Raw genomic sequence first — 11548 nt, 5'->3', positions numbered from 1 at the left:
CCACCAATACCTACAAGATATTCTTAATCTTCTTTAGCAAACTAAAAGGAAAAAAAGCAGGAATTATCATTAAAATTGAAAAAAAAGGAAATAACTTTATGCCGATTCTCCAACGTCCATAAATTGCTGAGTAATTTTTTTTATTAATCACATCAGTTAAGTGCACAAAATATATATACATTAAATATTTCTTCAAATTTTTATTTTTTAAACTTTGTTTGTTTACGACATAGTACTCTAAAATGTAAGGATTAACTAAATCTCTTCCACTTCTAGAGAAATCATCAGCCTGAATTACATTTACTAAATTATAAGGGATATAACATAGTTTATAATTTTCAGCTATTCTCGCCCAAACGTATAAATCCTCACCAACCTTTTTTCCCTCAGGAAACCCTCCTATATTCATCAACATGGATTTTTTAACACAAACTGCAGAAGTGTGTAGTATAGTCTTGCGTGAAGATATCTTAAAAAAATTATCTATATATCCTTCTTTTTCGTATTCAATAGAATATAGTTGATTAACTTTATAGCTTGATATCCAAGCACTTGCATTTGGATATTTATATATATATTTCTTATATAATTCTAAATAATTAGGCTCCCAATTATCATCTGCATCTAAAAAGCAAATAAGATCATATTTGCTTTTTTGAATACCAATATTTCTTGCTACAGAAACTCCTTGATTTAATTGATCAATCAAGGTTACATCTAAGTGTTTGTTTTCTTGTAGAAATTTTTTAATTTCACTTAAAGATCCATCAGTAGAGCCATCATTTACTAAAATTATCTCATATTCGTTTAAACTCTGTTGGGCAATAGAGCTTAATGTTTTATCTATACTATACTCTTTGTTATATACAGGTATAACTATTGAAAACATCTATTACTCCGAAATACTATTGATTAAAAAATTTTTAGATTTTACTCTAAGTTGATCTAAAATATTATTAATTCTAGAATAATCTATTGTAGCTATATCACCTAAATCCTCACAATCAAGACTAATTAATCTATCCTCTAGTCCAAGAATTTTACATAATGAATAAAATCTATCAGCACCTCTATCCCTATTTATTAAAACCAAAAATTGTTTATTAAAAATGATTGAAAAAACCATCCCATGAAATGAATCAGTTATTACAAAATTTGTACCGTAAAATGACGCAACCCAGTCCTCTATAGATAATATATTACTCTTATCTAACAGATTAAAATTATTAGTATGTTGAGAATTGAGGTTAATTTTCTTTATCAACTCATTTTTTTTTGAATTATCATCAAGTATATACGTAATACAATCATAGTTTACTGACAAATTACTCTTGATCATATCCAAATAAAATGAAGGCTCTATAAGTAACGTTGGATCTAAAACTAACTCAGCATCATCTCTACCAAAGTCTTTTTTACAGATTTTCTGACCACTACATTCCCGCACTGATACCGCTTTAAAGTCTAAAAGATATTTTTTTATATCATTATTTTTACTAGGATCCTCCCAACTATCTTTTCCAAAAGAAGCAGCATATGAAATTTTTTTGATTGGTTTGCTTAATTTAAAATTTAAAAAATAAGTATCATATTCTGTATCATTGATATAAGTATATCGCCAAACCTGATCACTCCCAACAACAATTGCATCAATATTATTATTATTCAAGAAATACTCTATTTGAGTTTTATAGTTCATTACATCAGTTTGATTAGACATGTAATAATCAAAAAAATTTATATTGTTATTATATTTAATATAGGATGCTCTAAAACCTTTTATATTTTGAAAAGGTACCCGTTCTAAAATTTTAATAACAATACTTTTCCACCCACTTTGAATTGGATATTTTCTTAACCATATTGGATCATAACCTTCTTTTTTTAGAAAATTATATAATGCGGTGGCCTGTAATATACCACCATAATTACTACCTAAACCCAATGTTAAAATACAAATTTTCTTCACCACTGTCATTCTCCTCAAAATGAATAAAAAGTTTTATCTTATCATCTTACCTATCTTTAAATATATAAAATCTCTTTCATTTTGATCCAAACCTAAAATAAAAACATAAAACAATGTCATGGTGAATATAAAAATCAAACTAACAATAAAATTAAAATGTAAATTGTTAAATTCAACTAACCAATCAAAAGCATATATAGATGCCACTAGTGGAAGCAACACAAGTAAAACTTTCATCACCACCTTGTAAAAATAATCATAAATATTAAAAGATATTAATCTTTTCAAAAAGACTAGTCTAAGAATAAAACTTAACAAAGAAATAAATATACCGACCCAGTAAACTAAATTAGGATCAGAGAACTCTTTTAATGCAAAATAACTAAGAGGAAGGTTAAGAAATATCAAAAAACTGATTCCAATTTGATAAATTTTAATATGACCAGTAGCTTGTATACCCGTCATTATTGATCCTGAGAGACAATCAATAAGTACTATTACAAGTGCTAACTTTACAAAAGAAGTTAAATATTTTGGATTTTGATCAAAAACAATATCTAAGATATAGTTTGTATTAAATAAAATTGGCAATACAACTAATATGCCTAAAAAAAAGGAAAATTTCGATGATTTTTGTATTAAAATAATATTTTTCTGATAATTTTCTTCTGCGTAAGTTCTATATATTTGTGGATTTATTGCAGTAACAACTGAATTAATAAGATTATTAACAGCAGACGTAATATTAGCTGTTAATGTATAAGAAGAATTAGCAATAACACCCACAAACATGTTCAACAAAATGTTTACCCCTTGTGTTTTAGTCACGAAAGCTAAATTACCAAAAATACTCCAAAGCGAAAAGTTAAACATTTCCTTTAGTAAAGTAAAATTTTCAACTTTAAACATTAATTTTTTTTTAAAATTCACAAACACATAAATATTATACAACACAAAAACAATTAGCACGGAACAACAATACAACAAAGAATAACCGTATAAACTATCACCATCAAAGAAATATAAAATATAGATAATTATTAGTTTTAATGCAGCATCAACTAAAGAAACAATTGCAAAAAAAGACATTTTTTCATATGCTAAAACTAAAGCACCTAAAGGTGATTGCAAAACAGAAATAAATATTGAGAATATTGATGAATAATATATTATACTTGAAATATCTAAATATTTTTCAGGAATATTAAGAAGACCCAGCAAAAAAACATCTTTAAGTAAAATCAGCACAAAGCATATAATAATCGCAATTAAAAAATGCAAAAAAACACTATTATTCCAAACCTGGTTTAGCGTTATTTCGCCTTTATCTCCAACATAAGAAGATAAATATCTTTGTGAAGATGAAATTAAAGCTCCATTTAGAAATGAAAATAATATCGATATTCCAAATATTAAATTAAATACACCAAAACCATCTAAACCCAATAAATTTAATAGTTCACGAACTGAATAAAGACCAACAATGGTAATTATAATAGTACGAAAAGCTAAAAATAATGAATTTTTTATAAACTTACTATCACTCTTCATTACCAATACTCGTTAAAAAAGTAAGTGATTATTTTTAGAGATAAAATGTACTTTTTTTATTATGCTAAACTCAAAACAAGATATAATATTTCCACCTACTCCAAATGGAGTTTTCAATATAAAATTTTCATAAATTCTCTCACTTTTAATTGCTTTATAAATTTTGACAAAAATAAAATCAGATATATTTTCTTTAAATACTAAGCCATACAATTTATCATTAAATTTGATCACCGCACTTGTGTTAGTGGTAATTTTTAGCATATTAATGATAGAATTAAATTTACTAACTAAATTAATACGTTCTGTGCTATTACATGCATATAGATTTTTTTCTAATTTTAAATTCGAAACTTTGTTTAATACAGAAGTGTAAGTTTCTTGAGTTACATCTATGCAACCGAAATATTCGTAAATCATAACTTCGTCTTCTTTGAACATCTTACTTTGCTGTAAATTCGTTTTTCGTAATGAGGTTAAACTTTTGCATTTAAGATGCTGGAAAATTGTTGAACCTTTTATAATATATAAATTTAGTTTTTTTAAACTTTTAAGGCTAGCACTAAGACTAGAACCAATTACCTTAGCCAACTCTTCTTTTGATACTTCATATGTACGAACTTTACCATCATTTAGTTCATCAATATTTATTAGATAAATATCGAAAACGCTAACTGGTTTTTTTTTAATCGAATCAAATTTTAAAGGATATCTAAGACATCCCAGATCGTTAAGGATAACTTTTAAATTCGATACACTCAGCATTAACTATACCTTATAGTATTCGATATCAAATATTTGGCGCTAATATATCAGATATATAAATGAAAATTTATTTAAAACACTCTGTTTTTGAAAAAACTTCTTAAACACATGATCTTTATCACAATTGTTTTACAAAAAAGAATTATATAATTACAATTATACTAGGCTTTACACACTAAATCCTATAATATAGCCCAACAAATATCAGTTTAGATTTTTGAATCTATTTTAAATATTCTACTAATTAAAAATGATAGGAATTCGAGTGAGTTACTACCGCTATAGTTTATTATTAGCACTCAGCTTAAGTTTTACAGGTTGCGCTGTAACTTCAGGTCTGCAAACTTATGATTTGCCTGAAGAAGGTGTTTTTCAGACAGATTTGGGGACTCAAGTCAATGTCATTAAACTCACTCAAGAGTCCCTTTTTGCTGTTCAACCAGCTCAAGTCAATGTCCACCAAGATTTAGGACATTTGTTTTTACAAAATCAAAAACAATATCTACTTAGTCCTGGTGATGTTTTATCCATTTATCTATGGGCATATCCAGAAATTACCCCCCCCACCAATACTATTAGCAACGAAGAAGCCATTAAATCCAATGGCTATCAAATCGACTCTCGTGGCTATATTCAATTTCCAATTATTGGTCGGTATAAAGCGGCTGGCAAAAGTTTAGATCAAGTGAATCAAGAACTTCGTCAATTACTTGCCCGTTATTTAAAGACCCCCGATGTCATCGCGCGAGTTTTGTCTTACCAAGGTCAACGTTATTCAGTACAAGGCAATGTCATGAAAGGTGGTCAATATACACTGAATGACCAACCCACCAGTATCTATACCGCCCTTGGTTTAGCTGGTGGCGTCAACACACAATTTGGTGCGAATACATCGATTAGCCTCGTTCGAAATGGTCAAACCTATAATTTAAATTCGATTGAGCTGGAGAAAGCAGGGTTTTCGCTACACAATCTTTTGGTTCAAGCCAACGATACGATTTACGTGAACTCGCGCGAAAATCAAAAAATCTATGTCATGGGTGAGTCAGGTAAAAATCAATCCCTGCCGATGCGTGATCAAGGCATGACTTTGAGTGATGTGATTGGGGAGAGCTTAGGCCTGAATCCATTGTCTGCAAGCAGCAGTAAAATTTACGTCGTTAGAAGTCAAAGTGACTCACCTATGACTGAAATCTTCCATATGGATCTGTCTAGCATTGCTAATTTTGGTCTCGCTAATCAGTTTAAAATGCAAAGTAATGATATTGTTTATGTCGATGCAACGGGTCTAACGCGCTGGCAACGTGTGGTCAACCAGGTTATTCCTTTCTCCAATGCTTTATATAATTTAGATCGTTTGGGGAATTGATGAATTTTCAAAATATTTTAGTGGTCTGTATTGGAAATATCTGTCGAAGCCCCATGGCAGAATATTTCCTAAAAGATGCATACCCAAATCGAAAAATTCACTCTGCTGGGATTTCTGGCTTAGTTGGCCATCCTGCAGATGATAAAGCATTACAATGTATGCAAAATTTCGGTATAAATATGCAAGATCATGTGGCGCGCAAACTGAATGCTGAATTGGTCAAAAATGCGGATTTGATTCTTGTCATGAGCCATAACCAACAGAAGCATATCGAACAAACATGGCCATACGCAAAAGGAAAAACCTTTCGCTTGGGGCACTGGCGTGAAAAAAATATTGCGGATCCTTACCAACACGATCAAGCATTCTTTAATGACACCTGTCAGTTGATTCAGGATTGTATCGCTGATTGGAAAAAACACCTTTAATATTTTGAATAAAGATTATGAGTCAAACCGCGAATACCGAAGATACAATTGATTTAAAAGAATTATTTTTTTCATTAATCGCACAATGGAAACTGATTGCCTTGTGTGTGATTTTGAGTCTGGTCTGTGCCCTACTCTACTTACGTACAACACCAGATACCTACGCTGTTGATGCTTTGGTTCAAGTTGAGGAAAGCAAAGGGACTTCAGCTGCACTTTTGGGTGATCTCTCAAGTATGATTGAGCAGAAACAACCCGCTCAAGCAGAAATTGAAATCTTGAAATCTCGATTAGTCCTCGGTTCAGTGATTGAGAATTTAAATTTAGATCTTAGAGTATCTGGTACGCAAAACTCTTTCTTTGATCGTTTATTTTCGCCACATGACTATTCAACCAGTTATTCACGTCAATCCGTAATTTTTAACGATGACGAACAATCTTTTGCGATTCCCCATTTCCATGTTCCTCAGAAATTTCGTGACCGTGCATTAGAACTTAATTTTACTGAGAAACAATTTACGCTGACGGATTTAAGAACTGAAGAAGTGGTCCTGAAAGGTTCACTGAACCAACTCAATCAAAGCTCTACGCGTGATGGCGTATGGAAAGTTGAGATTCGTACACAAGACCAATTGAATGACCGCTATATCATCACTAAACAGTCTTTGCCTGCTGCAATGAAATCACTTTTGGCCAACTATTCTGTGGCTGAAAAAGGGAAAATGACTGGTGTTTTAGGATTAAACTATCAAGGTCAAGATAAAGAGCATATTACAAAAGTCCTGAATACGATTTTAAATGCGTATAGTCAGCAAAATGTAGAACGTCGTTCTGCCGAAACTGCGCAAACGCTCAAATTCTTGGATGAACAACTCCCAGAACTCAAACAACAACTGGATGTCGCCGAACGTGAATTTAACAAATTCCGTCAAGGCTTTAATACGGTTGATGTCACCAAAGAATCTGAATTGTATTTAACGCAAAGTGTTGCCTTAGAAACACAAAAAGCTGAACTTGAGCAAAAAGTGGCTGAAGCGGGTGCGAAATACACCAATGAACATCCAATCATGCAACAAATGAACGCTCAACTTGGCGCGATCAACAAAAAAATCAATGAATTGGATGGCACATTAAAACAACTCCCTGACTTGCAACGTCGCTATCTCCAATTATTCCGTGAAGTTGAAGTCAAACAACAGTTATATACAGCATTGCTGAATTCGTACCAACAACTTCGCATTGCGAAAGCGGGGGAAATTGGCAATGTTCGTATTGTTGATACTGCTGTAGAGCCGATTGAACCGATTAAACCTAAAAAATTACAGATTTTAATTTTGTCCATTTTCCTTGGTGGTTTCCTCGGGACACTTCTGGCGCTGTTACGTAATATGATGCGTTCAGGCATCAAAGATTCTAGTCAAATTGAAAATGAATTAGATCTGCCGGTTTATGCAACGGTACCGCGTTCTCCAGTACAAGAAAGCCGCATTAAGATGCTGAAAAAACATAAAAAAATCCCAATTCTGGCGATTAAGAATAGCGATGATATTGCGATTGAAAGTTTACGCAGTATGCGCACGGCGATTCATTTTGCGCTGAGTTCAGCTCGAAATAATGTGATTATGATTTCTGGTCCTGCACCTGAAGTGGGTAAATCCTTTATTTCAACCAATTTAGCCACGATATTAGCGCAAGCCGACAAACGTGTTTTGATTATTGATGCTGACTTACGTCGTGGTTATCTACACAAATATTTCAATATTGAAACACAGCCAGGTTTGACTGATTACATGACTGATCAGCACTCTCTACAAAATATTATTCGAGACACTGAAGTCGCTGGTTTAAGTGTGATCACTCGTGGTAAGAGTCCGAGCAATCCATCTGAGATGTTGAGTTCTGAAAAGTTCAAACAGTTGCTTGAACAGCTTTCAACACAGTTTGATCATGTGATCATTGACACGCCACCTGTACTTGCGGTGACTGACGGTATTATCATTTCGCAATATGCAGGTGTGAATTTGGTCATTGCTCGCTATGCGAAGACACAAATGAAAGAACTCGAAATCACAGTCAATCGTTTCGAACAAGCCGGTGTGAAAGTGAATGGCTTTATTCTAAATGACATTCAACGTAATGCGGCAGGTTATGGCTATGGTTATAACTATGCGTATGCGTATAAAGCATCAAAAGACAATGATTAATTATTGTTGAATAAAAGCCTGATCTATTCAGGCTTTTTTATGCCGATCAAACACTGTATATTTGTGAAATTTTGTTGATTTCATTGAAATTCTATATCGCTGAAAGTGAATTGACGCTATGCTGTTTTGGTTCCGCGATTTTAGAATGTCGCACATAGAATTGAAAAAAATTGGAAATCTCATGAGTAAAGCTTTACCCATCGCTGTTGCTGTCGTTTTAGGCGGTGCTGCGCTCGTCCCTGTTTATTATGCAAGTCAACATCCAACATCTGCGACAGTTTCTAGCATGACTGCTGATGCAAAACCGATTGATAAAATCAGTTATGCACTGGGTTATGAAGTTGCCAGCCAAACTCCTCCTGAAGTTGCCATTGATCCGTTTATTGTCGGTGTCCGTGAAGCGCATGCTAAAAAAGAACGTGCCTATACCGATGAAGAACTGCAAACTGCCTATGTGGCTTTACAAAAAGAATTAGAAGAAAAGAAAGTCGAGGACTCTAAAGCTGCCAATGCACAAAGCAATAGCTTCCTTGCTGAAAATGCAAAAAAACCGAATGTTAAAACAACTGCTTCTGGTTTGCAGTATCTCGTCAGCAAAGAAGGTACAGGCAAACAACCTGCTGCAAACTCCGTGGTTAAAGTGCATTACACCGGTAAATTACTTGATGGCAAAGTCTTTGATAGCTCGGTTGAACGTGGTGAACCGATTGAATTTCCGTTGAATCAGGTCATCCCTGGTTGGACCGAAGGCCTACAATTGATGAAGGAAGGCGGTAAAGCAACCTTATATATTCCATCAAATCTGGCTTATGGTGAACAGGGTGTTCCTGGTACGATTCCACCAAACAGCACGCTCATTTTTGATGTTGAATTAATCGAAGTCAAATAAGTTAATCAAAAGGAGAGCCCTCAGCTCTCCTTTTTTGGATTTGAATGATGAAAAAAATCTCTATATTAAGCAGTCTGCTGATCCTCAGCTCTGCCTCATTTGCGGCAAACATAAGCAATAAAAGTACTGAGAAAGATCAGCTCGGATATAGCTATGGCTATGTGATGGGACGCACTAATGCGGATACATTGAAAGATATTAACTTGGATGCCTTTATTGAAGGATTGAAACAAGGCTCAACAGGTCAAAAATCGAGTTTAACCGATCAAGAAATGGCGCAGGCTTTAACCAAATACAAAAAGCAGAGTGAATCCAAACAGCTGATCGAATTTCAAAAATTGGCTGCAGAAAATTTAAAATCTGGGCAGCAATTTTTACAAGAGAATGCCAAGAAAGCAGGTATCGTCACACGACCAACAGGGCTGCAATATCAAGTGATTCAGCAAGGTCAAGGCAAAACACCTAAAGCGACGTCAAAAGTGAAAGTTCATTATGAAGGGCGTTTGATCGATGGCACAGTATTCGATAGTTCAATCGCGCGTAATCAAGCGGTTGAATTCCAAGTGAGTCAAGTCATTCCGGGTTGGACTGAAGGCTTACAACTCATGAAGGAAGGTGCTAAATACCGCTTCTTTATTCCTGCTGATTTGGCCTATGGTGAGATCGGTTCGGGCGATGCGATTGAGCCGAACAGCACCTTAATCTTTGATGTCGAACTTTTAAAAGTTTTGCCTTAATGTTCACATGACTTATAAAAAAACATCGCTTCCGCGATGTTTTTTTATGTTTTTATTGAGAGTCTGTTTGAAGCATTAGCCGTGTTTTAACTGTCTTGGTCTAAAGCCAGTCGTAAATAAACCCAATACATAAGCAACCACACCCAATACACAGAGACCAAGCACTTCAAATACACGCATCCACGGTGCTACATCTGGGTTATACCAGCTTAGACCATACCATAAAGCTGCGATCATCACGGCGTTACCGACCATAAATTGGAAAAATAACTTTTTCCAATGCGGACCAAATCGGAATATTTCACGCTTGTGTAAATAGAAATATAGCATCCCTGCATTGACTAAAGCAGAACCTGTAGATGACAACGCCAATGCCATATGGAGTTCTTCCCAGCCCATCCATTTGAAGATACCAATAAAAACCACATTGAGAATGGCATTGGCTGCAACTGCCATTAGGCCAACACGTACTGGGGTTTTGGTATCTTGAATCGCATAAAATCCAGGAGCAAAGACTTTAATCAACATAAATGCCAAGACACCACCACTCATACATTGTAATGCCAAAGCGGTCATTTCTGTCGCTCGTGCATCAAAAGCACCGTGTTGGAACAGCGCTTGAATAATCGGTGTAGACAACATAAATAAAGCGATACTGGCTGGGATACCTGCAAATACGATGACACGTGCAGCCCAATCTAACATGGCCTTAAATTTATTTTGATCCTGTTCCGCTTTACGCGCAGAGAGTGCAGGTAGAATCACCGTTCCGATGGCTACACCAATTAAGCCCAAAGGCAATTCGGTCATCCGTTCTGCTGTATAAAGCCATGACACAGAACCATTTTGCATAAAAGACGCCCAAATGGTATTGAGCAGCAAATTAATTTGTGTGACTGAAACCCCAAACAGTGCAGGCAACATTAATTTTAAAATACGCTCGACACCTTCGTGCTTAAAATCAACTTTAGGTGGGATCAGGAGTTTTTTGCGCCACAGTTCCGGAATTTGTAGGGCTAATTGCAAAATACCAGCAAACACCACTGCCCAACCTAATGCCATAATGGGTGTTTCCATATATGGAGACAGCCACAAAGCCCCTGCAATCATAGCAATATTCAACAACACTGGCGCAAATGCGGGTGTGGTAAATGAGCCATAGCTGTTTAAGATACTGCTGGCAAATGCCGTCAGCGACATAAACATCAGGTAGGGAATGGTGAGACGGAATAAGTCGACTGATAAATCAAATTTGGCTGCATCGGCATGAAATCCTGGCGCATAAACATACAATATCGCAGGTGCAACAATCATACACAGCAAAGTTAATACAGTCATCACGGTAAGCAAACATCCAAATACCCGACTAATTAGGATCTGAACTTCAGCATGGAGTTTGGTGGTTTTATATTCTGTGAGAACAGGAATAAATGCTTGGGAAAATGCACCTTCGGCAAAAAGACGCCTAAAAAAGTTGGGAATACGAAACGCTACGACAAAAGTATCGAAGTCTTTACCTGCCCCGAACACATTTAACAGCACCATGTCTCGAATAAGCCCCATGACACGAGACAACATGGTCATTGCACTCACAATAAAGGTGGATCGCCAAAGCGCCATCATATTCACCACTTAA

At 34.8% G+C, this 11548-nt stretch carries 10 protein-coding genes; 5 read left to right on the top strand and 5 right to left on the bottom strand.

Annotated elements, in window-relative coordinates; genetic code table 11:
* Positions 1 to 10 precede the first annotated feature (10 nt).
* From AC1M9I_RS11830 to AC1M9I_RS11815, 4 genes are read right to left on the bottom strand one after another with little or no spacing between them, the layout of a single operon-like run.
* Positions 11 to 889 (bottom strand): glycosyltransferase family 2 protein, encoded by an 879-nt coding sequence (locus AC1M9I_RS11830; RefSeq protein WP_481611079.1) that lies wholly within the window; start codon positions 887 to 889, stop codon positions 11 to 13.
* A gap of 3 nt (positions 890 to 892) precedes the next feature.
* On the bottom strand, positions 893 to 1972 hold the full coding sequence (locus tag AC1M9I_RS11825; RefSeq protein ID WP_481611078.1) for a polysaccharide pyruvyl transferase family protein: 1080 nt from the start codon (positions 1970 to 1972) through the stop codon (positions 893 to 895).
* 30 nt (positions 1973 to 2002) lie between these two features.
* Positions 2003 to 3520, bottom strand: coding sequence for an MATE family efflux transporter (locus AC1M9I_RS11820; RefSeq protein WP_481611077.1), 1518 nt, complete (start codon positions 3518 to 3520; stop codon positions 2003 to 2005).
* A 12-nt stretch (positions 3521 to 3532) separates the two neighbouring features.
* The gene (locus AC1M9I_RS11815; protein ID WP_481611076.1) at positions 3533 to 4285 is read right to left on the bottom strand and encodes a nucleotide sugar dehydrogenase; all 753 of its coding nucleotides are present in this window, start codon (positions 4283 to 4285) and stop codon (positions 3533 to 3535) included.
* Between the two features lie 265 nt (positions 4286 to 4550).
* Between AC1M9I_RS11815 and AC1M9I_RS11810 the strand changes: the two genes are divergently transcribed.
* The 5 genes from AC1M9I_RS11810 (at position 4551) to bamJ (AC1M9I_RS11790) (ending at position 9912) form a co-directional block, all read left to right on the top strand.
* Entirely contained in the window at positions 4551 to 5654 is a 1104-nt protein-coding gene (locus AC1M9I_RS11810) for a polysaccharide biosynthesis/export family protein (protein ID WP_481611075.1), read from the top strand.
* Positions 5654 to 6082 carry a low molecular weight protein-tyrosine-phosphatase gene (locus AC1M9I_RS11805; protein ID WP_481611074.1) on the top strand — a complete coding sequence of 143 codons (429 nt, stop codon included), beginning with the start codon at positions 5654 to 5656 and terminating at the stop codon, positions 6080 to 6082. The genes AC1M9I_RS11810 and AC1M9I_RS11805 overlap by 1 nt, the downstream gene beginning before the upstream one ends.
* 17 nt (positions 6083 to 6099) lie before the next feature.
* Positions 6100 to 8286 carry a polysaccharide biosynthesis tyrosine autokinase gene (locus AC1M9I_RS11800; protein WP_481611073.1) on the top strand — a complete coding sequence of 729 codons (2187 nt, stop codon included), beginning with the start codon at positions 6100 to 6102 and terminating at the stop codon, positions 8284 to 8286.
* Between the two features lie 181 nt (positions 8287 to 8467).
* Complete coding sequence (gene bamJ / locus AC1M9I_RS11795; protein WP_035267750.1) at positions 8468 to 9175, top strand: BamJ family beta-barrel-assembly machinery protein; 708 nt, start codon at positions 8468 to 8470, stop codon at positions 9173 to 9175.
* A gap of 47 nt (positions 9176 to 9222) precedes the next feature.
* Positions 9223 to 9912 (top strand): BamJ family beta-barrel-assembly machinery protein, encoded by a 690-nt coding sequence (gene bamJ, locus AC1M9I_RS11790; protein WP_035267761.1) that lies wholly within the window; start codon positions 9223 to 9225, stop codon positions 9910 to 9912.
* A 75-nt stretch (positions 9913 to 9987) separates the two neighbouring features.
* On the opposite strand, the gene murJ is transcribed toward bamJ (AC1M9I_RS11790), so the two are convergent.
* Positions 9988 to 11541, bottom strand: a complete 1554-nt coding sequence (murJ, locus tag AC1M9I_RS11785; RefSeq protein ID WP_481611101.1) for a murein biosynthesis integral membrane protein MurJ — start codon at positions 11539 to 11541, stop codon at positions 9988 to 9990.
* Positions 11542 to 11548: the final 7 nt, after the last annotated feature.

The sequence above is a fragment of the Acinetobacter sp. ANC_7553 genome, from assembly GCF_056779895.1.
This window is presented reverse-complemented; position numbering and strand designations above follow the sequence as displayed.